Consider the following 22,660-nt stretch of genomic DNA (forward strand, 5'->3'; position numbering starts at 1 on the left):
AATTATCCGTTTACAGCTTCCACTTTTTCAACCAAATCGGGAACGAATTGTTTTAAAATACCTTCGATTCCGTTTTTCAGAGTAGCGGTAGAACTTGGGCATCCTGAACAAGCACCTTGTAAAAGCATTCTTGCTGTTTTAGTAGATTGAACGTATTCCATTAAAGAAATTTTTCCACCGTCATTTTCTACAGCAGGAGCAACGTATTCATTTAAAATATCAGAAATTTTCTGCTCATCATCTGTATAATCTCTGTTGATGATCTTTTCTACAGGATTTTCGTGTGTTTGAGCTTCTATTGTGGAGATTTCACCACCGTTTTGTAAATAGTCAGCGATCAATCCACGAACAGCCATCATTACTTGGTGCCATTCTACAGAATTATCTCTTGTTACTGCCACGAAATTATCAGAAATAAAAACTTCTTTAGTGAAATCAAACTCTTTAAAAATAGCCTGAGCCAAAGGAACTCCATCCGCCTGTTCTCTAGATTTTACTTCAACAAAACCTTCCAACAACAGCTTGCTTGAAACGAATTTCATCACCGCCGGATTTGGTGTCATTTCTGCATAGATCTGATACATTTCCTTTTTCTTTTGAAGGTAAATTCTCGGGTTAGCCAATAATTCATCTTCAATGATGTTTTTCAGACTTTCAACAACGTGTTCCCACTCTACAGTATCTTGTTTTGCTACGGCTACAAAATTTGCCGTAATAAAAATTCTTTCAACAAAAGGATAGTTAAAAAGTTCTTGTGCTAAAGGAATTTCTGAGATGTCAGAATCTCTGTCCAGCTCCAAAGACCCGGGAATCAAGTTGTAGTCTGCTACAAATTTCATCACTTTTGGGTTTTCGGTTGGTTCTATAAGTATAGTATGCATTTTTTCGTTAAATTTGAGATACAAAAATACGGATTTAGAAGTTAGAAGCTAGAAGTTAGAAGTTAGATTTTTGCTATCGACATCATTTAAAAATTGTGAAGTAAAAATTTAATTGCTAAATCGGCTCATTTTTCAAATTTTCAAAATAAAAATATGGCACTAATAAAAGAACTTTTAGGGAAAACACCGCAAATAGGAGAAAACACTTTTTTAGCTGAAACCGCAACGATTATCGGTGATGTTGTGATGGGTAAAGATTGCAGCATCTGGTATAATGCGGTGATAAGAGGAGATGTAAATTACATCAAAATGGGGGATAAAGTAAATGTTCAGGATAATGTAATGTTGCATTGTACGTATGAAAAATATCCTTTAATTATAGGAAATAATGTTTCGGTGGGGCATAATGCCATTGTTCATGGATGTACGATTCAGGATAATGTGTTGATCGGGATGGGTTCTATTGTAATGGATGACTGTTTGGTAGAAGAAAATTCTATTGTGGGTGCAGGTTCTGTGGTAACACAGGGAACACATATTAAATCCGGTGAAGTTTGGGGCGGAGTTCCGGCAAGAAAAATTAAAGATATTTCTGCACAGCTATTAGAAGGGGAAGTTAACAGAATTGCTAATAATTATGTAAAATATTCTTCTTGGTATAAAGAGAATGCGAAAGAAGTTGAAAGATAGTTTGGATGTGAATTGTGAATTTTCTTCGAAGTCAATTAACTTCGTTGTCAATTTTTTAGCACAATAAATTCACTTGCGAAGTAAAATTGACTATTCACATTTTAATAATTCACAAAAAAGCATTGTCAAAATTGACAATGCTTTTTTTATCCTTAGTGAGAAAACTCCTGATTGAGTTCGAGTGTTTATTTTATTCTACAGGGTAAACAACCTCTGCTTTTCCGTTGATACATCTAATTCCTGCCGGTTCTCCAACCAATGAACAGTCTGATGTGATGTTGTATTTTTTATTAAACTCAGCTTCTTTTGTATTGTAACTTTCAATTTTCGGTAAAATCTGAGCTTCTAATTTTGCTGGATAAGCGATATAAGATTTCGGTCCACCACAAGCTTTAGATCCTATTGGAGCAGGCTTCCATTCATTTGTTGTAGCATCAGTACATTTTTCTTTAGAAATTTCGGCATCAATTTCAGCTCTCAGTTTATCTAATTGTGCCTGATCGTATTTCTGACTGTTTTCGTCAGCAGGCCTTTCTGCAATGTCTTTAGGTAAATTAGTATTAGGGTCAACTTTCGCTTTACATGAATTCAAAGCAAAAACTGAAAATAATACTAAAAGTGGAACCTGAATGAATAATTTTTTCATAAAATAAACTTTTTCTTTCCTGTAATTTTCAAAACTTGTGCCAAGATAAAAAATTCAAATTCATTTTCCGTAATTTTGCCGGCGATGAACAATCATTTTTTTGACTTAATAGAATATACCAACAGAAGCATTTTCTTAACAGGTAAAGCAGGTACAGGAAAAACAACTTTCCTGAACGATTTTGTAAAACGTACAAAAAAGAAGCACATTGTTGTGGCTCCTACGGGAATTGCTGCGATTAATGCGGGAGGTGTTACCATTCACTCGATGTTTGGGTTGCCTTTACGAACCTTTTTACCGACAACCGACCGTATCGATACCAGTTTGGCGAATAATATTGCCGACCTGATGCCGCATTTCAAATACAGAAAAGATAAACTTAAACTTTTGCGTGAAGTGGAGGTTTTGATTATTGATGAGGTTTCAATGTTGAGAGCAGACGTCTTGGATATGATGGATTTTTCTTTACGATTTATCAGAAGAAATAGCCAACGTTTTGGAGGTGTTCAGATGTTGTTCATCGGAGATTTGTATCAGCTTCCACCTGTGGTGAGAGACGAACATATTTTAAAAATGTTTTATAATTCTCCTTTCTTTTTTGATAGCCATGCGATCAAAGAGATTCCTTTGTTGACGATTGAATTAACAAAAGTTTACCGTCAATCTGACGAAAGCTTTTTAGATATTTTGAATGCAATTCGTGATGGAGATGTAGGAAGCATAGATTTCGAACATCTTAATGAAAGATATGATCCCACATTTGAAACAGGTACTGAATCTTACGTTTATTTGTGTTCTCACAACAGAATGGCAGATGAGATCAATCAGGAAAAATTAAAGGAAATAAAAGTGGACCCTTCTACTTTTGAAGCGAAACTTTTCGGTGAATTTAAGGAAAATCAGTTTCCGAATGAGCAGTTTTTAGAATTGAAAATTGGCGCTCAGGTGATGTTTATCCGAAATGATATTTCCGGAGAAAAAAGATATTTTAACGGAAAATTGGGTGAGATTTCCGCTTTAGATGAAAATGAAATTAAAGTAGTTCTCGACGGAAGCGAAAGAGAAATTACCGTAAAAAGAGAAGTTTGGGAACAGAAAAAATATTTTCTGGACACCGATAAAAATATTAAAGAAGAAGTTTTAGGAAGCTTCGAGCAGTTTCCAATAAAGTTGGCTTGGGCAGTTACCATTCATAAAAGTCAGGGATTGACTTTTGATAAAGTCATTATTGATGCCGGAAAAAGTTTCACCGCGGGTCAGGTATATGTTGCCTTGTCGCGTTGCAGAACATTGGAAGGAATTGTATTGAAATCTAAAATTACGCCTGAAGTTATTTTTAAAGATAACAGAATTCTGCAGTTTCAGGGATCTACTTTTGCGAATGACAATGTGGAAGCTATTTTAAATCAGGAGAAATACGATTATAGCATTAAAAAAGTGCTTCGTACTGTAGATTCAAGATGGATTTTAAATGAAGTGGAAGAGTGGAATAGACTTTCAATCACGACAAAAAGTATTGATACGGTAAAAACCAATCAATTATATATTCAGCTAAAACATGAAGTAACCCAATTGGGGAAAATTTTCGAAAAGCTGGAAAAAGTGATCTCTCAAAAAGTAAATAATTTCATCGATCAAAAAGAAGAATGGTCTGAAATTGAAGGCAAAACAAAAGGAGCCGTTAATTTCTTTTTTACGGAAATCAGAGATAAAGTTTTCAGTCCTCTAAAAGAATTTTATGCTGAAATAAAAGGGGCAAAAGGCTTAAAGCAATATAACGAAGAATTTAGAAACTGGCTGGAAGATATTGAAGAATATCTGAATAGTTTAAAAGAAGCTCATTTATTAGAAACTAAGCTTTTAGAGGAAAAAAATGACAAGGAAGTCAGCATGAAAATTGCAAAAGTTCCTTCACAGGTTCTTACTTTTCAATTGTTTGAACAAGGGAAAACTATTGCTGAAGTTGCATTTGAAAGAGGTTTAGTCAAAGAAACCGTGATCGGACATTTGGCGAAATTTGCCGAGCAAGGATTGTTGGATATTTCAAGAGTAATTACTTCGGATAAGATCAAAGCTTTTGAAGATATGTTCTACAAAACTCCTCACGAAACATTGACGGAATGGAAGAGTGCTTTACCAAATGAGTTTGAGTTTAATGAGATTAGGATTTTGATTAATCACTATAATTTTAAGAAGGAGAAAAATAAATAATAGTATTTAAAAAGGTTTAATAAGTGACTTCAAATTCATTATTAAACCTTTTTTATTTAAATATTTAATATTAATTTCCTGTGATTATTGTCCAAAAAACTTGCGCTACGGCTATTATCTCTATATTCAATTTCAATATTTTCCAGTTCATTAAATCGACTTTTATCAGTTTTGATAAACTCAATTATCGTGAAATATTTTTCATCAATGTTATTAAAATCAACAAGTTTTAAATATTCATCAATCGAATTTTTATCAATCATAATTTTTCTGCTACCATATTGATGGCGATTTTGTCCATTCTTTTTCACACCTGAAACCCAATATTCTTCTCCGGTTTCTATGTCAAAATGATTTCCCCAAATTCCTGTATTTTTAAGTTTTTTCAACGCTTTGTTATTAAAATAAACCGTTTGACCGGATTTTGAAAATTCTACAAAACCAATCCATGCCAATCCGTGATGACCTGAAGATTTGTTTTCGATGTACATTATTTTTGATTTCATGGTTTTAATATATATAAACTCCTTTATGATCGCTTACAACATCTTTATCAACAAAAGTTTTAGCTTCGATATTATTTTCCATAAAAGTTTTAGGAATAATGATGTGATCTATATTTTCTTCAATCTCTTTAGTTGCATTCATTAGTTCTAAATCATGAAAAAGATTAACTAAATTTTCTGTTGTTTTAATGTTTATTGAAAATTTTTCTTCTCCCTTTTTAAAAGAAGTATTTAAATCTCCTACAATAATAATATTCTTATTCACGGAGTAGATTTTTTTACAATCCTGAATTGTATTTTGTAATTCTTTTTCAACAAAAGGTTTTCTATTAAACCAAGTTCCGATGATGGTAGAATAGATAACAAAATTACCTAATTCAGTTTCAAATTCCAAAGCCAGATTTGTTTTGTCATCTGTTACCGGATATTTTTTTATACAAGGAAATTTTGAGTATAAAATTGTTCGAAATGCTTTTTCTCCCTTTAAATATTCTGTATAATTAAGATTCTCATAAATTACATTATCAGGAATCTGATCACAAAAATATTTGTACTTGAAATTTTTAAGGTTAAGATTTACAGCTTCAGTTAAAATTAAAAAATCAAAATCAAATTGATTGATGAATTCTTCAATTTTTAAAGAATTCATTTTTCTTGCCCAATCAATATTAAGTGTTGCAATTTTCATGCGTATTATTTTTTTAGGATTGGAAGCTCATAAAATTTTGTATCAGATTTATTTCTGTAAAGTCTGATTATATTTTCATCTTTATCAATAATGCCATATTCATATTCAAGAGTTTTCCTAGAATTAAAATAGACAGTATCATTTTTAATTTTATATTCACCCTTTATTCGATCTATTCCAAAGCAGATGCTTTCATAGATGAACTTTTAATCTTTCTTTAATTTTAAAGTTGTTGTACAATTGGCAGCTCCTTCGGCTTGCGCAAAAATTTTGTTTTCTCCTTCTAGTAAATTTTCAAAGTTGATCAACCCTTCTGGCTTGATTAAAATTAAAGTCAAACAGGAAAACATGAATAATAAAAGAACATTTCTCGTTTTTTCACTGAATTTATTTTTAATAGAAATATAAAGTTGTCGTATGAATTCAATAGACAAAACGAAATAAATAATGAAAATAATAACTATAATAATTAAAAATAGTAGTCCAAATTCACCTTCCCAAAAATAACATGTATTGATTGTAAGAAATAAAAGTAAAGTTAAAATAAATTGTAAATAAAATTTTTTCATTGTGTAGGCTTACCAATTCATGAAATCTCTAAATTTTGGATAAGTAAATAATTTATATAAAATACATAGAACACCAATTACTTCAATTGTAGAACCAATTGTTAAAAATAAATTTGCATTTGGGAAATGGACAATTTTTAAAAACGCTCCAATAATGTTGAGAAGAAATCCTATGATAAGGATTAAGAAAGCATGTTTTGTTTTCATTAAATTACAGTTATTGAGTAAATATAGATATTTTTAAAATTTGATTCAGTAATAAATTTAAACTTTAATCAATATTAATTTCAATAGTTTTTCTCTCATCACACCAATCAGACTTATCAATTACAAAAAGTAACTAATGCAGTTTAGATGTTTTAAATTTGTTTGGTTTTTTAAACCAAAAATTTAAAGTATGAAATCGACAAAGGAGATTCCATATAACCTTTTAAAAAAAAGTAAATATCTCGTATATGAAAAACTTTGAAATATCAGTGTTAGATCTTGCACCAGTAAAGCAGGGGAAAAGCATTCATGATAGTTTTCAGGACAGTTTATCTTTAGCAAACTTTACTGAAAATCTTAATTATAACAGATTCTGGCTTGCCGAACATCATAATATGGAAAGCATTGCCAGTTCTGCAACTTCTGTTCTGATTGGTTTTATCGCCAACGGAACAAAAAAAATAAGAGTAGGATCGGGAGGAATTATGCTTCCGAATCACAGTTCATTAGTCATTGCCGAGCAATTCGGAACATTGGAATCTCTTTTTCCGGGAAGAATCGATCTTGGATTGGGAAGAGCTCCGGGAACAGATGGTTTAACGGCTCAGGCTTTGGGTAGAAATCCGGCAATTATTAATGAACAGTTTCCAAGACAGATTTTAGAACTGCAAAAATATTTTTCTAAGGAAAATTCTAATGCGTTGGTTCGCGCCATTCCGGGAGAAGGATTGGATATTCCACTGTATATTTTGGGTTCGAGTACAGACAGCGCTTGGTTGGCCGCAGAATTGGGACTTCCGTATGCTTTCGCAGGACATTTCGCACCAGAACAAATGGAAATGGCTTTCAATATTTACAGAGAGCATTTTGAGCCTTCAAAACAATTGGATAAACCTTATATTTTAGCTTGCGTCAATGGAGTTGCTGCTGAAACTACAGAAGAAGCTCACAAACTTTCTACAACTTTGTTTCAGGCATTTATCAATATTGTAAGAAACGATAGAAAACCATTTTCTCCGCCTGTTGATGATATGGATGATGTTTGGTCGCCAATGGAAAAATCGATGGTTTTACAGAAGTTGAGATATACTTTTATCGGAGATCAATCTGAAATTGCAGAGAAGTTAAAAAGCTTTCAGGAAAAGTTCAATGTTGATGAATTAATGATCAATTCTCACATTTACGATCATCAGAAAAGATTAGACTCTTATGACATCATCAGAAAAGCCAAAGACTCTTTATTCAAAGCGTAACAAACCGTTTATATTAATTGGGAGATGCTTATTTTTATGAGTATCTTTGCAAAAATCTATAGTAAAAATGTCTGATATTAAATTAAATACTATTCCGGAGGCTATTGAAGACCTTAAAAATGGTAAAATAATCATAGTAGTAGATGATGAAGACAGAGAGAATGAAGGTGATTTTCTTTGTGCTGCAGAACTTACAACACCAGAATTAATCAATTTTATGGCTGTTCATGGAAGAGGGCTTATCTGTATGCCGCTTCCTGAAAAAAGATGTGACGAGCTTGGTTTAGATATCATGGTAAGCCGTAGCAGCGATCCTAAAGAAACGGCATTTACAGTTTCTGTTGACCTTCTAGGAAATGGAACTTCTACAGGTATTTCTGCGGGTGACAGAGCGAAAACGATTTTAGCTTTGATGGATGAAAATTCAAAACCGACAGATTTCATGAGACCGGGACACATTTTCCCGCTTCGTGCTAAAAAAGGAGGTGTTTTAAAAAGAGCCGGACATACGGAAGCTGCAATTGATTTAACTCAATTAGCTGGTTTAAAAGAAGGTGGTGTAATCTGTGAAATCATGAATGAAGACGGATCAATGTCTCGTTTACCGGATCTTCAGGTTTTTGCTCAGAAACATGATATGAAAATTGTTTCTATTGAAGATCTTATTCATTATCAGCTTAAAAAAGGAAATCTTATCGAAAGATTGGAAGAAAGAAAAGTGAAAACTGCTTATGGTGAGTTTGATTTTTATGCTTTCAGAGAAACTTCAAACGAACAGATTCATTTTGCATTAACAAAAGGAACTTGGACAGTTGATGAGCCTGTTTTGGTAAGAGTTCAGTCTTCTGATTCTTATTTTGATGTGTTGACAAGATTGAATAATGGTGAAAAGCCTTTATTGGAGAAAGTAACAAACATGGTAAATGAGGCTGGAAAAGGTGCCGTTATTTTTATCAATAACGTTTCAAATTCTGAAAATACACTAAAAAAGTTACAACAATTCTTGGATTATCAGGATGGTCAGCAACAGCGTCCAACTTTGGCGTATAATTTCAGAGATTATGGAATCGGAACGCAGATCTTAAAGAATTTAGGAATCAATAAGTTTAAAGTAATCACTCAAAATCCTAATATCAAACCTCAGGTTGGAGGATATGATGTTGAGGTGACGGAGCTGGTACAACTATAAAAATGTGAATTGAGAATAGTCAATTTTGCTTCGCAAGTGAATTTTTGTGATTCTGAAAAATTAACAACGTAGTTAATTCACATTTGACAATTAACAAAAAATGGCTTGATTTATCAAGCCATTTTTATTTCGTCGAAATTTCTGAAACCGTTCACAAAATCTTTGATATTCATTCTTTTCTTTCCTTCTAATTGTAATTCTAAAGGAAAATAAACGCCGTCTTTTGTGTAGATCTTAAATTCATTTTTTGAAATATCTAAACTTCCAACAGTTTTTCCATGATCTTCGATTTCAAATTTTCCACCAAATATTTTTAATCCTTTTTCTTCTTCTCCAATTTTTAATGTTGTAAAAGCAGCCGGGTAGGGTGACATTCCTAATATAAACTGATGAACTTCTTTTGAAGTTTTATTCCAGTCTATTCTGGTATCTTCTTTAAATATTTTATATGCATTTTTAGGATGTTCAACTTCTGGCTGAGGTTTTTCCTGAATTGAATTTTCAGCTAAACCATCCAAAGTTTTTACCACCAATTTTGAACCCATTTCCATTAATCTATCATGAAGTGCTCCTGCATTTTCATCAGGGAAAACATTTAATTCCTCTTGGAGTAAAATATTTCCTTCATCTATTTTTTCATTGATAAAGAACGTTGTTGCGCCTGTCTTTTCTTCACCATTAATAACAGCGTAATTTATTGGTGCAGCACCTCTGTAATCAGGAAGTAAAGAAGCATGAAGGTTGAATGTACCCATTTTAGGCATTTCAAAAAGAACTCTCGGCATCATTCTGAAAGCTACTACGATGAAAACATCAGCATCTAATTTTCTAAGCTCTTCCAAAAATTCTGGATTTCTCAATTTTTCAGGTTGAAAAACCGGAATATTATTCTCTGATGCAAAGATTTTTACAGGAGATTGATTAATTTTTTGTCCGCGTCCGCTTGCTTTATCGGCAACCGTTACAACGCCTACAACTTCATGGTGAGATTGATGAACAGCTTCCAATGAAGTTTTTGCAAACTCTGGAGTGCCTAAAAAAACTACTTTCAATGATTTCATTTTGCAAAGATAGGAGTCTTTTGATTATTGAAAAATTAATTGATTTAAAAATTAAAAGATTCGTCATGGAAATATTACCCCATTACCAATTACTCATTACCTATGCTAAAGCGTATGTCCTAAAATTCAGCATTTTTACTTTTCCTGAGTCTAAAAGATAAATCAGATTTTCTAAAATGTTTTCTTTGGGATGGTAACTCAATTGTACAGATAGTTCTTCGATCGTTGCCGGTTTTTCAGTTAATAACTTGATGATCTGATGAGAAATATTTTTCCCAAACATCGATTGTTTATTCTTTTCACAAACCGAACACTGACCACAATTTTTGGAATTTTTTTCTCCAAAATACGCTAAAATAAGTTTCATTTTACAGTAGTCATTGCTTTCTGTGTAAAATTTCATTTCTTCCCATTTCTGGATCTTATTTTTTTGAATATGCTCAAACAGTTTCCAATATCCGCTATTGATAACTCTTTCATCTCTCGGTTTTAAGAATTTCACACTTGATAATGCGCCGTCTACGTATTCGAGATAATTTTTCTGCTGTAATTCTTTAAGCCTTTCTTTTATTAAATGAATGCTTATTCCTAATTTATTGCTCACCTGCTGTTCGCTGAACAACACTTTATGCGTTGTAATCCCTGAAATTGTACGAAGTAAAAGTTCTATAAAATAGGCGTCTTTTTTGGGTAGTTGCTCGATTTCATCTGCCTTTATCATTAACTCTACAGAAGAAAGACTTTTGTTATCATTAAAATAAATGATTTCCTGATTGTGAAGGAAATTCAATACATTTTTAATCTTTGCGGTTGATAATTTGGTGAAATTTTGAATTCCGGCAGCATTTAACTGAAATGTTTTCTCGGGCAATTCATATTCTGCAACCTGAAAAATAGAGTAGAGGTAAGTAACGATCTTTAAAAATTCCGCTTTATTGGGAGTTTGATTTTTTAAGATCTGATCAAAATTTGAAATTTCCTGCTGATTCCAAAGCATGAAGGCAAAACTGTCTTTCCCGTCTCTTCCTGATCTTCCAATCTCCTGATAATAATTTTCAATTGATGGAGCAGGAGAGAAATGGATAACAAAACGAACATTGTCTTTATCGATGCCCATTCCAAAGGCATTGGTCGAAATTAAAACATTATTGTTATTTCTGTTCCAATGATTTTGCTTCGCATTTTTCTCTTTTGTAGTTAATCCGGCATGGAAAAAATCTACATTTTTTAATTGATTTTTATGTAAATATTCAGTCAGTAATTCGGCTTCCTTTCTTGTGCGGACATATATAATCCCAGAATCATTATTATATTTTAAAATATTAAAAATTCGCTGAAATTTATCAGAGACCTCTTCTGTAAAGATTTTAATATTATCTCTTTTAAAACTTTTATGGAAAATCTGAGGGTTTTTAAGTTCTAGTTTAGTTTTAATTTCTTCCAACACTTTTGGAGTTGCTGTAGCCGTTAAAGCCAAACATGGAATTTCAGGATTGTTTTTTCTGAACTCTTTTATATTTTGATAACTTGGTCTAAAGTCTTGTCCCCATTCCGAAATACAGTGCGCTTCATCTACTGCAATGAATGACATTTGTATTTCTTCAATATTTTGTAAAAACTGTTTATTCGTCAATCTTTCCGGAGAAACGTAAAGAAGTTTTGTTAAACCATCTTTACATCTGTTATAAATCAATTCAGCATCAAAATCATCAAGTTCTGAAGACAAATATTCTGCTTCAATTCCACGAAATTTTAATTGGTTGACCTGGTCTTTCATTAATGCCAAAAGGGGAGAAATCACAAGACAAGTTCCTTCTTTTAATAAAGCAGGAAGCTGATAGCATAACGATTTTCCGGCTCCTGTAGGTAAAAGAACTAAAGTGTCTTTTTCGGTAAGAACTGAATTAATGACTTCTTCTTGCGAATCCCTAAATTCATCATATCCCCAAAAATATTTCAGGGTTTCATATTTTAATTTTTGAAAGTCTTGTTGAGAAATCATGAGGTAAAAATAAGGAAAGTATTGTATTGCAACAAAAAAAGTCACGCAATGCGTGACTTTAATATAATTAAATAATTAGTTTATTATTTAGCTTCAAAGTAAACTCTTCTGTTTGCTCTGTTTTTCCATTCTGGACACTTAGTAGCTGGGTCACACTCAGGGTATTTAAGGTCTTTTTCACCTTTACCGATAGCGTTTAATTTAGTAGATTCTACTCCGTTTTTCACTAAGTAACTCTTAACGCTATTCGCTCTTCTTTCAGATAATTTTTGGTTATAAGCATCAGAAGCTCTAGTGTCAGTTGCACCAACTACATTATAAGCTCCGTTTGAAGAATTAATATAGCTAACTGCATTGTTAAGAATAGGTGTGTTAGATGGTAAGATTCTATCAGAATTTAAATCAAATTCAATTCCTTCTAAAGTTCTAGTATCATCAGTTACAGGTCCTGTAGGTGTTGCTGTAGGACAACCGTTATTTTCAACAGGTCCAGGAACAGTTACACATTTATCGTAAAGATCGATTACTCCATCTAAATCTGTATCAAGAGCTACACCCGCACCGTCAACTCTTGCACCGGCAGGAGTATCAAGCTGTCTGTCCCAATCGTCGCAAACACCGTCATTATCAGCATCTCCTTTTTTACAAACTTCGATATCCTGGTTTTTATTAGCCAATACATCTAATTTGTAATAGATTTCCTGCAATGGGTCATGCCACATTAAGTGAGATTCGTGTTTTCCTAGTTTTAAAGAAACACCTAAAGTTGCGTTAAAGAAGTTATCAGATACTTGCTCTTCACGTTGGTTGATAGCACTATATTGTGCACCTCCACCATCAAACTCATCATCACCAGTCATTACATACATTAGTCTACCTTCGATATCTAATCTTCTGTTAACTTTGAATTTAAGACCAGCACCAGCCTGACCGAAGAATGAACCTAATTTAAAAGGTTTGATTTCAGTCATTAATCTTTGTCCAGTCTCATCTTTTTGATAAGCTTTGTATGCTAAAGTACCTACACCAGCATAACCATGTAATGCCCATCTGTAAGGAGAATGGTTATCAACTCTTCTAAGTAAGTTAGAGAAGTTAATATCTCCTAAAATAGAGATCGCATCATACTGAGTTCTACCTCCTACTTGCTGATATTTTGAAGCATCTGCAGGAGCTGCATCTTTAGTATTGAACCAACCTTGTCTTGTTTCTCCTCTGTCATACTGAAGGTTAATACCAAAAGCATGAGTAATAGCTTTATCGATACTAACATAAGCAGAATATCCAAAAAGATTTTTACCGTTACCGTTTTTAATTGATGTTAAATCCGCAGATTGAACCAAAGGAACACCGGCACCAATTGAAATTGCCCAATCATTAAATCTCTTAGATTTCTGTGTAAATGGGGAAACATTCGCAGAACCGGAAGAAAATGTATTTGGGTATTTTCCGTTTGAAGAAACTGCCGTTGAGTCTTGTGCATAACTAGCCGTCGGAACAGCCAATGCCAACGCAACAATTGCTAAACTTAATTTCATAGTGTATTTTTTATTTAGTTAATTAAATGATTGTAATTTTCAGGATGAATATTTTTGCTAACATTTATTAGATTAAATATTTAACAGTTTTAAGAACCCATTCTGAAAATTATGTAAATTTAATAAAAAAAAACCAGTTTATGGAAAAATAAAACCGAAAAGAACTTCTTTTCGGTTTTATTTTATTTATTATAAAGAAAATTACTTTTTCTTCTTTTTAGCAGGAGCTTTTTTAACTGCTTTTTTTGCAACAGGAGCGTCAGTGTAATCTTTCTTTTGAATAGAATTCCACTCACTAGCATCCTCTATAGCTTTTACTGTAACTTTTCTGTCAGCTAATCTTTCTGCATCAGAAGCAGTCGCAGGGATTGTTGCTTCAGCAGAACCTACACCTTTAGATTTAAGTACATCTGCAGAAACTCCTCTTGTTTCCAAAGCTACAACAACAGCAGCAGCTCTTTCTTGAGAAAGTTTTAAATTGTAACCTGCATTTCCTTTAATATCAGTATGTCCTGTAAGTAAATATTTACCGTCATTTTCTTTAATAATCTTAGCTGCTTGATCCAGTCTTTCATTAGATTCTGGTCTGATAGTAGCTTTGTTGAAATTAAAGTATACATTTTTAAGTTCTTGTTCTACCGCTGTAGCAGTTACAGTGTTATCTTTTTTCACTGGACAACCATTATTGTCAGCAGGTCCAGGAACAGTTACACACTTGTCGTAAAGATCGATTACTCCATCTAAATCTGCGTCAAGAGCTACACCAGCACCGTCAACTCTTGCACCGGCAGGAGTATCAAATTGTCTGTCCCAATCGTCGCAAACACCATCATTATCAGCATCTCCTTTTTTACAAACTTCGATATCTTGCTTCTTATTAGCTAATACATCTAATTTATAATAGATTTCCTGCAATGGATCATGCCACATTACGTGAGATTCGTGTTTTCCTAACTTTAAAGAAAGGCCTAAAGTTGCGTTAAAGAAGTTGTCAGAAAGTTGTTCTTCACGTTGGTTGATAGCACTGTATTGTGCACCTCCACCGTCAAACTCATCATCACCAGTCATTACATACATTAGTCTACCTTCGATATCTAATCTTCTGTTAACTTTGAATTTAAGACCAGCACCAGCCTGACCGAAGAATGAACCTAATTTGAAAGGTTTGATTTCAGTCATTAATCTTTGTCCAGTCTCATCTTTTTGATAAGCTTTGTATGCTAAAGTACCTACACCAGCATAACCATGTAATGCCCATCTGTATGTAGAATGATTATCAACTCTTCTTAATAAGTTTGAGAAGTTGATGTCTCCCAAGATAGAGATAGCGTCATACTGAGTTCTACCTGCTACTTGCTGATATTTTGAAGCATCTGCAGGAGCTGCATCTTTAGTATTGAACCAACCCTGTCTTGTTTCGCCTCTGTCATACTGAAGGTTAATACCGAAAGCATGAGTAATAGCTTTATCAATACTAACATAAGCAGAATATCCAAAAAGATTTTTACCGTTACCGTTTTTAATTGATGTTAAATCCGCAGACTGAACCAAAGGTACACCGGCACCTACTGATATTGACCAATCATTAAATCTCTTGGATTTTTGTGTAAATGGAGAAACATTAGCAGAACCGGAAGAAAATGTATTTGGGTATTTTCCGTTTGAAGAAACTGCCGTTGAGTCTTGTGCACTAATAGCCGAGGGAAAGGCTAATGCTAGTACAGCAATTGCTAAACTTAATTTCATAGTGTATTTTTTATTTATTTTATTAAATAATTTTGTTTTAAGTAAAGTGGATTTACTTAATTTTTTTAGTTGTTTAAAAGTGATTGTTTATTTAGTAGGACAACCGTTGTTTTCTGCAGGTCCAGGTACTGTTACACACTTATCGTATAAGTCAATAACACCATCAAGATCCATGTCTAAAGCAACACCGGCACCATCAACTCTTGCACCAGCAGGAGTATTAAGCTCTCTATCCCAGTCATCGCAAACTCCGTCATTGTCATTATCACCTTTTTCACAAACAACAAAATCTGTTGAAGCATTTTCAAGAACATTTGTTCTGTAGTAAGCTTCCTGTAAAGGATCATGCCAAGCTAAGTGAGACATATGTTTACCTAATTTAAATGATAAACCTAAATTAACTGTCCACATATTATCAGATCTTCTATCATTGATCATGTTGTATCTCGAAACCGTAGAGGTAGGATTGTAGTCGTTTGGACTAGCCCATCCACCACCGTCGAACTCGTCATCACCACTGATGATGTACATTGTTCTAGCTTCGATGTCAATAAGTTTTGAAACATTATATTTCAAACCAATACCGAACTGATAGTAAATTGAGTTAATGTCAAGTTTTTGATCAATAAACAAAGGAATTCTTGCGGGAGTTGTACTCCATCTGTACTCGTTGTTGTCGTGTAGAGATGTGTTATAGTTCATGAGTCCAATACCTCCATAACCATGTAATGCCCATCTGTAAGGAGAATGATTATCAACTCTTCTCAAAATGTTTGAAAAGTTAACGTCTCCTAATAAAGCAACTTGGTTAAACTTGGTTTTTGCAACTCCTACACCAGCTAATTGTCCGGGTACACCGTCCAACATACCTTTTTGATTTGTTTCACCTCTTTGGTAAATAATGCTTAAACCGAAAGTGTGTGAGATCTGCTTGTCTATACTTACGTAACTGTTATAACCCCAGTTAACCTTTTTGTCATAGAATGACGTAAGATCTGATTGAGTCATAAATGCTGCACCTCCACCAACTGAAATACTCCAGTCGTTAAATCTTCTAGCCTTGTTGTCGAAAGTTTGGACATTGGCAGAACCTGAGGAAAAAGTATTCGGGTATTCGCTAGAGGAACTAACGGCGATACTGTCCTGAGCATAAGTAGCAATAGGCAAAGCGGCCAATAATAATAAACCTAATTTCATACAATATGTTTTATGTTTTATTTTAAAAAAAATCTTTTAATAATATTCTAGAGAATTCCCGTTCAAAAAGATGTTTCTGATGAGGGACTTCTAACCTTTCTGATGTGAACTTCAATTCATCATATTTAACGATGTCAATATCTATTATTCTGTCGGCATAGCCTCCTGATATCTTCGAGTCGTTAACTCTTCCCATCTCAACTTCAATACTTTTAATAAAATCAAGTAGTTGAATTGGTGAAAGATGTGTGAATATAATTGATGCAATATTACAAAAAATATTGGAACTAACAAATTCTACAGGCTCAGATGTTAAAAATTCACTAATTTTTAATATATCGTTACCTCCTTTTTTAATGTGTTCGAGGGCTTCTTGTAAATTTTTTTTTTTGTCTCCAATGTTACTTCCCAGTAACAAAACTACCTTATGCTGCGACATATTGGAAAATGATTGATTTATGAAAAGTTTTTTTAAAAATGTACTGGCAAATATAGTGGCAATTGTGATACTATGTGTCGTATTTTTCTTCTTTTTCATTATAATGCTCGTGTTTAGCGCAATGGGAAGTGACAAATCTGTAGAGGTGAAGAAGAACTCGGTCTTAACTATTAATTTAAAAACACATATAATAGATAGCCCTACTGAAGAACAAACCGGAATATTTAATATTAATAATCAAAACAAGAGCGTTCTGATTTATGATGCTATCGAAGCCATCAACAAAGCAAAAACTGATGATAATATTAAAGGTATAAGTATTGAAGCTGATGATCTTCATGCAGGAATTACCCAGATAGATGATCTGAGAAATGCGATTCAGGATTTTAAAAAGAGCGGGAAATTTGTGTATGCTTATGGTAATGCAGTTTCTCAGGCTTCTTATTATTTAGGATCTGTTGCTGATCAGTATTATCTGAATCCATCAGGAATGATCGAGCTTAAAGGTCTTGCGACGGAAGTTACTTTCTTCAAAGATTTTGCGGATAAATATGGAATTGGTATTGAAGTTATTCGTCACGGTAAATTTAAATCTGCTGTTGAACCGTTTTTGAGAAACGATATTTCTCCTGAAAATAAGGAACAATTAGGAACTCTTTTAAATGATATCTGGAAAAATACTTCTACAAGAATTGCAGCTTCAAGAAAGATTGATACTGCACAATTCAGAACGGTTGTTGACAGTTTATATGGTATGATTCCTGAATTGGGATTGAAATATAAACTTGCGGATAAATTAATTCAAAAAACAGAATATGATGAATTAATTAAATCAAAATTAAGCTTAAAAGAAAAAGATAAATTAAATAAGATCTCTTTAGGTAAATATATTGCTTCGTATTCTGAAGATGATAAATCTGGTGATAAAGTTGCTGTTTTGTATGCATCAGGATCAATTAATAATGGAGATGAATACAACGATATTTATTCTGATAAGTATGTGAAGTATATTAAAGAATTGCAGGAAAACGATAAAGTAAAAGCTGTTGTTTTAAGAATTAATTCTCCCGGAGGAAGTGCAAATGCTTCTGATGAGATTTTATTTGAACTTCAACAGTTAAAAAAGAAAAAACCACTTGTTGTTTCTTTTGGTGATTACGCAGCATCCGGAGGTTATTATATCGCGATGGCAGCTGATAAAATTTATTCTGAGCCTAATACATTAACTGGATCGATCGGAGTTTTCGGTGTAATACCTTACTTTAAGGATCTTGCCAATAAAAATGGAGTACGTTCTGATATTGTTGCTACCAACGCGAATTCTATGTATTACTCTTCTTTAAATGGAGTGAGTCCTTATGGAGTAAGCATGATCACAAGAAGTGTTGAAGGTACTTATAAAAGATTTGTACATTTTGTTACTCAAAACAGAAAACAGACTTTCGAGCAGATCGATTCGATCGGTGGAGGTAGAGTATGGAGCGGAACAAGAGCTAAGCAAATTGGTTTGGTGGATGAATTGGGAACTTTAAACGATGCGATTAAATTTGCAGCACAGAAGGCAGGTTTGAAGTCATCTTACAATGTTGCATCTTTCCCTAAAAAGATGACTCCATTCGAGCAAATATTTAATGATCTTAATGAAGACGAAATCTCTGCGAAGATTATTAAAAGTAAAATTGGTAAAGCAAACTATGAAATTTTGAATCAGATTACGAACGAAAAGTTACAGTCTGAGGTAAAAATGGAAATGCCTTATCAGATTAAAATAGACTAAATTATATTGTTTCATAAAAGAAGCCGGATTTGAATTTCAAATCCGGCTTCTTTGTTTTTTATCTATTATTTGATAACTAGCTTTTCTTCGTAGCCATTCCGTAGACCCAAAGAACGATCAACGCTCCTCCTACAGCCAATAGCATACTTCTGAAATCGAAACTGTCTGTAGTTCCCCATCCTAAAAAGCTACCTATAAATCCTCCTACGAAAGCTCCAACAATTCCTAAGATGATGGTCATTAACCAACCTCCTCCTTGTGTTCCAGGCATAATTAGTTTTGCAATTGCTCCTGCGATAAGACCAAAAATGATCCAAGTTAAAATTCCCATAGTTTTAAAATTTTTAATTGTTAATATGAATGTGATTTACTAATTTAAAGAAATATATGATAAAAATCATCTCTTCTTGAAAAAAGAATCTACAAATTCTGTACCATTAAACAATTGTAAATCTTGCATCTTCTCTCCAACGCCAATATATTTTACCGGAATCTGAAACTGATCGGAAATCCCAATCACAACACCTCCTTTCGCTGTGCCGTCTAGTTTTGTAACTGCCAAAGCATTAACTTCAGTAGCTGCTGTAAACTGTTTAGCCTGTTCGAAAGCGTTTTGTCCGGTAGAACCGTCAAGAACCAACAAGATCTCATGAGGAGCATCAGGAATAACCTTCTGCATTACTCTTTTGATCTTTGAAAGCTCGTTCATTAAGTTGATTTTATTATGAAGCCTTCCTGCTGTATCGATGATAACAACATCTGCTCCCTGAGCTTGGGCGCTTTGTACCGTATCAAAGGCTACAGAAGCCGGATCAGAACCCATTTCCTGCTTTACAATTGGAACACCAACTCTTTCACTCCAAATCGTTAATTGATCAACAGCAGCAGCTCTAAACGTGTCTGCAGCTCCTAAAACTACTTTTTTACCTTCTGATTTAAATTGATGCGCCAGTTTTCCGATCGTAGTTGTTTTTCCTACACCGTTTACGCCGACAACCATTATTACATAAGGCTTTTTTGAAGCATCAATGTTTCCTGTTCCTGCGTGAGGATTTTCAAGCAATAATCCTGAAATTTCTTCACGAAGAATATTATCTAGCTCGCTTACATTTACATATTTATCTCTGGCTACACGCTCTTCAATTCTTTCTATAATCTTGATGGTAGTGGATGCGCCTACGTCTGATGCAATAAGTATTTCTTCAAGATCATCCAGAACTTCATCATCTACTGTGCTTTTACCGACTACGGCTTTTGTTATTTTTTCGAAAAACCCCTGACTGGATTTTTCCAATCCTTTATCTAAAGTTTCCTTTTCTTCCTTTTTGAAAATATTTTTAAACCAACTCATATTAGAATTTTGATTGTATAATAAGATGTTGTATTATCTCTCTTTATTACAAAGATAACAAAAAAACTACCCAAAAAATGAGTAGTTTTTTTATATTGTAAATAAAGCTAAGCTTATTTTTTCAAATAAGCATCCACTTCGTCTGCATTCATTACTTTTTCTTCGAAAACGTAAGCATCTGATTTAGATGACTTCACCATTTTCACAACTTTAGTCATTTTCTTAGACTGTCCGCTTTGTAGGGTTGCTACTACTTTCTTTGCCATGGTAAATTATATTTATAAATTACTTGATTTCTTTGTGAAGGGTAGATCTCTTAAGAACAGGATTGTATTTTTTCAATTCCAATCTCTCTGTAGTGTTCTTTTTATTTTTTGTAGAAATGTATCTAGACATTCCTGGCATACCACTTTCTTTGTGCTCTGTACATTCAAGAATTACTTGAACTCTGTTTCCTTTTTTTGCCATGATTTAGTTCTTTTTAATCAATCCGTTTCTAGTGCCTCTTTCGATAGCCTCTTCGATTCCAATCTTGTTAATCACTCTCAATCCATGAGCTGATACTTTCAGTGTTACGTGCTTATCTTGCTCTGGAAGGTAAAATTTCTTCTCTAATAAGTTAATTTCAAAACGACGCTTCGTTTTGTTATTAGCGTGAGAAACGTTGTTACCAACCATTGCACGCTTTCCTGTTATTTGGCAAATTCTTGACATATCTCGATGTTCTTATTTGTATAATATTTGAGGTTGCAAAATAACGAAGAATTTTTTAGATAGGCAAATTTTTTATAAAATATTTACAAATAACTGGTTGATTTATAATATTGATTTTACACGTAAGAATAAACTTCAGATACCATGGGCATTGAGCCTGATAAAATTCATATCAACTTTATTAAAGATCGATAAATTAATCTTATATCTTTGTTTTTAATTAATCTAAATAAAAATAATATGAAGAGGATTTCTATTCTATTATCTCTGCTTCCGTTAAGTATAGCGGCGCAAAATTTCACTGAGGTTCAGACAAGTATGAATAACTTCTACTATCCGGCTAGCGATATAGGTGATATTGATAATGATGGATTACAGGATATTGTTGTAAACGGAGCAATAGATTCTGATGGTGACGGAAATGTAGATACTACTTATAATGGAATATATAAAAATAATGGAACAACATTCATTCCTTATGCCGATCTGGGGGCAGATGCAACGCATTTAGGAGATATAAAATTCATTGATTATAATAATGATGGTCTGGCAGATATTATTTCTACAGGGTTGAGTTATATGGATATTGTGAATTATAAACATTACAGATTCAGAAATACAGGTTCAGGTTTTGTGAAAGAAGCTGATCTGTCGGGGAAAATCTACGGTTCAATGGAAGTTTTTGATTTTAATCATGATGGTTTGCAGGATTATGCATTGAATGGAACTCAGTATATCGATGGGCTCGGATTTGTCAATAAATTAGATTATTATCAAAATACAGGAAATGGTTTTCAATTATTTCCCGGATGGATGGAAGGAACCCAAAACAGCAGTTTTAAAATGGTTGATCTGAATAATGACAACCTATTAGATCTAGTAATATTAGGTTACGATGCGAACAGTGACGCTATGTTTAAGATATATTTAAATATAGCAGGAACATTAACGCTTACTCAAACTCTTCCTCCTTTAGCAAGCGGGAAATTAGAATTTGCTGATTTCAATGCAGATGGTTTTCAGGATATCGTGGTTTCTGCGCAGGATGAAGAATATAAAGGATATCTAGCTGTTTTAATGAATGATGGAGTGGGACATTTAAGTATTCAACAAATAAATACTCCGGAAATTTCAGATTCATCGTTAAGTGTTGGTGATTTAAATAATGATGGATACTACGATTTCATTGTATCAGGAAATGACGAAAATAATGATGCTGTGGTAAAAGTTTTCACTTACAATTCAATCAATCACAATTTTACAGAAAATACAACTACAGGTTTGTACAAATTAGGAGGTCCGGGTTTTGTGCATCTACTTGACTATAATAATGATCATCATCTCGATGTTCTATTGTCCGGATTTGATTGGGCAGATCCGGCAATGCCTTCATTAACTAAAATCTTCAAAAACGTTTCGTCCGAAACCAATTTAAAACCCGCACCTCCTACAAATCTGAATGTCACAAAAACCGGAAACAGATTTAATTTCTCCTGGACAGGCGCTTCCGATGACAAAACGCCAGTAAATGCATTACGTTATGAAATCAAAGTAGGAACAACTGCCGGAGCTCAGAATCTTACAAAATATGTTGTAACAACGCCATCGTGGTTTTTAGATCTTGATCCATCCATTCAGAATGTATATTGGAGTGTAAGATCGATTGATGCTTCAAAAGTCTATTCTGATCCGTCCACGGAAAATACATTAGGAACTCAAAATATAAGCTTAGAAAACCAATTTTCTATTTATCCAAATCCTGCGACAGAAAGGGTATTCATCAAAGGAGAAAAAGTCTCAGATGTTGAAATGTATTCGATAGATGGTAGAAAATTGAATGTCACGTTGAGTAGCGATCAGTCGATCAACGTTTCTCACCTTCCAAAAGGAGTTTATATTATTAAATTAAAAATAAAACAACAAGAAATCACCAAAAAACTCATTATTAAATAATTGAAATTTTTCCTTAATCAATGCGAAAAGCCAGACGTCCAG

Annotated in this window: 21 protein-coding genes; 6 read left to right on the plus strand and 15 right to left on the minus strand. The window is 33.3% G+C overall.

Annotated features, from left to right (window positions below; all coding sequences use genetic code 11):
- Positions 1–2 precede the first annotated feature (2 nt).
- Positions 3–881, minus strand: coding sequence for a NifU family protein (locus AC1Q7L_RS16515; protein ID WP_410692953.1), 879 nt, complete (start codon positions 879–881; stop codon positions 3–5).
- 153 nt (positions 882–1,034) lie between these two features.
- Between AC1Q7L_RS16515 and AC1Q7L_RS16520 the strand changes: the two genes are divergently transcribed.
- Positions 1,035–1,571 carry a gamma carbonic anhydrase family protein gene (locus AC1Q7L_RS16520; protein WP_066755230.1) on the plus strand — a complete coding sequence of 179 codons (537 nt, stop codon included), beginning with the start codon at positions 1,035–1,037 and terminating at the stop codon, positions 1,569–1,571.
- Positions 1,572–1,761: 190 nt separating this feature from the next.
- Here the strand turns inward: AC1Q7L_RS16520 and AC1Q7L_RS16525 are convergent, their stop codons facing one another.
- Positions 1,762–2,217, minus strand: coding sequence for a hypothetical protein (locus tag AC1Q7L_RS16525; protein WP_492307796.1), 456 nt, complete (start codon positions 2,215–2,217; stop codon positions 1,762–1,764).
- Between the two features lie 84 nt (positions 2,218–2,301).
- Here AC1Q7L_RS16525 and AC1Q7L_RS16530 point away from each other — a divergent pair, with 84 nt between their 5' ends.
- Complete coding sequence (locus AC1Q7L_RS16530; RefSeq protein ID WP_492307797.1) at positions 2,302–4,428, plus strand: helix-turn-helix domain-containing protein; 2,127 nt, start codon at positions 2,302–2,304, stop codon at positions 4,426–4,428.
- A 56-nt stretch (positions 4,429–4,484) separates the two neighbouring features.
- Here AC1Q7L_RS16530 and AC1Q7L_RS16535 read toward each other — a convergent pair whose 3' ends face one another.
- A complete protein-coding gene (locus AC1Q7L_RS16535; protein WP_492307798.1) occupies positions 4,485–4,934 on the minus strand; it encodes a hypothetical protein in 450 nt (149 codons plus the stop codon).
- 4 nt (positions 4,935–4,938) lie between these two features.
- Positions 4,939–5,622, minus strand: a complete 684-nt coding sequence (locus tag AC1Q7L_RS16540; protein ID WP_492307799.1) for an exonuclease/endonuclease/phosphatase family protein — start codon at positions 5,620–5,622, stop codon at positions 4,939–4,941.
- A gap of 1,024 nt (positions 5,623–6,646) precedes the next feature.
- Between AC1Q7L_RS16540 and AC1Q7L_RS16545 the strand changes: the two genes are divergently transcribed.
- On the plus strand, positions 6,647–7,651 hold the full coding sequence (locus AC1Q7L_RS16545) for an LLM class flavin-dependent oxidoreductase (protein ID WP_066755234.1): 1,005 nt from the start codon (positions 6,647–6,649) through the stop codon (positions 7,649–7,651).
- 67 nt (positions 7,652–7,718) lie between these two features.
- Positions 7,719–8,840 (plus strand): 3,4-dihydroxy-2-butanone-4-phosphate synthase, encoded by a 1,122-nt coding sequence (ribB, locus tag AC1Q7L_RS16550; protein ID WP_410692947.1) that lies wholly within the window; start codon positions 7,719–7,721, stop codon positions 8,838–8,840.
- Between the two features lie 113 nt (positions 8,841–8,953).
- Here ribB and fmt read toward each other — a convergent pair whose 3' ends face one another.
- The 6 genes from fmt to folK form a co-directional block, all read right to left on the minus strand.
- Positions 8,954–9,901, minus strand: coding sequence for a methionyl-tRNA formyltransferase (gene fmt, locus AC1Q7L_RS16555; protein WP_492307801.1), 948 nt, complete (start codon positions 9,899–9,901; stop codon positions 8,954–8,956).
- Positions 9,902–10,001: 100 nt separating this feature from the next.
- Positions 10,002–11,903, minus strand: a complete 1,902-nt coding sequence (locus AC1Q7L_RS16560; RefSeq protein ID WP_492307802.1) for a RecQ family ATP-dependent DNA helicase — start codon at positions 11,901–11,903, stop codon at positions 10,002–10,004.
- An 83-nt stretch (positions 11,904–11,986) separates the two neighbouring features.
- Entirely contained in the window at positions 11,987–13,441 is a 1,455-nt protein-coding gene (locus AC1Q7L_RS16565) for an OmpA family protein (RefSeq protein ID WP_492307803.1), read from the minus strand.
- Between the two features lie 201 nt (positions 13,442–13,642).
- Positions 13,643–15,187, minus strand: coding sequence for an OmpA family protein (locus AC1Q7L_RS16570; protein ID WP_492307804.1), 1,545 nt, complete (start codon positions 15,185–15,187; stop codon positions 13,643–13,645).
- Between the two features lie 87 nt (positions 15,188–15,274).
- Complete coding sequence (locus AC1Q7L_RS16575) at positions 15,275–16,384, minus strand: OmpA family protein (RefSeq protein ID WP_492307805.1); 1,110 nt, start codon at positions 16,382–16,384, stop codon at positions 15,275–15,277.
- Positions 16,385–16,406: 22 nt separating this feature from the next.
- Entirely contained in the window at positions 16,407–16,823 is a 417-nt protein-coding gene (gene folK / locus AC1Q7L_RS16580) for a 2-amino-4-hydroxy-6-hydroxymethyldihydropteridine diphosphokinase (RefSeq protein ID WP_492307806.1), read from the minus strand.
- Positions 16,824–16,842: 19 nt separating this feature from the next.
- Between folK and sppA the strand changes: the two genes are divergently transcribed.
- Complete coding sequence (gene sppA / locus AC1Q7L_RS16585) at positions 16,843–18,600, plus strand: signal peptide peptidase SppA (protein WP_492307807.1); 1,758 nt, start codon at positions 16,843–16,845, stop codon at positions 18,598–18,600.
- 76 nt (positions 18,601–18,676) lie between these two features.
- Here sppA and AC1Q7L_RS16590 read toward each other — a convergent pair whose 3' ends face one another.
- From AC1Q7L_RS16590 to rpmB, 5 genes are all read right to left on the minus strand, one after another.
- Positions 18,677–18,931, minus strand: coding sequence for a GlsB/YeaQ/YmgE family stress response membrane protein (locus AC1Q7L_RS16590; protein WP_492307808.1), 255 nt, complete (start codon positions 18,929–18,931; stop codon positions 18,677–18,679).
- A 66-nt stretch (positions 18,932–18,997) separates the two neighbouring features.
- Positions 18,998–19,951, minus strand: a complete 954-nt coding sequence (ftsY, locus tag AC1Q7L_RS16595; protein WP_072412354.1) for a signal recognition particle-docking protein FtsY — start codon at positions 19,949–19,951, stop codon at positions 18,998–19,000.
- A gap of 113 nt (positions 19,952–20,064) precedes the next feature.
- The gene (locus AC1Q7L_RS16600; RefSeq protein ID WP_066755245.1) at positions 20,065–20,217 is read right to left on the minus strand and encodes a DUF4295 family protein; all 153 of its coding nucleotides are present in this window, start codon (positions 20,215–20,217) and stop codon (positions 20,065–20,067) included.
- 19 nt (positions 20,218–20,236) lie between these two features.
- Entirely contained in the window at positions 20,237–20,419 is a 183-nt protein-coding gene (rpmG, locus tag AC1Q7L_RS16605; protein ID WP_027373683.1) for a 50S ribosomal protein L33, read from the minus strand.
- A 3-nt stretch (positions 20,420–20,422) separates the two neighbouring features.
- A complete protein-coding gene (gene rpmB / locus AC1Q7L_RS16610) occupies positions 20,423–20,665 on the minus strand; it encodes a 50S ribosomal protein L28 (RefSeq protein WP_054511814.1) in 243 nt (80 codons plus the stop codon).
- Positions 20,666–20,905: 240 nt separating this feature from the next.
- Here rpmB and AC1Q7L_RS16615 point away from each other — a divergent pair, with 240 nt between their 5' ends.
- Positions 20,906–22,618, plus strand: a complete 1,713-nt coding sequence (locus AC1Q7L_RS16615) for a T9SS type A sorting domain-containing protein (protein ID WP_492307809.1) — start codon at positions 20,906–20,908, stop codon at positions 22,616–22,618.
- The last annotated feature ends 42 nt before the right edge of the window (positions 22,619–22,660 follow it).

It is taken from the genome of Chryseobacterium sp. GW823-FHT05E08 (assembly GCF_058795655.1).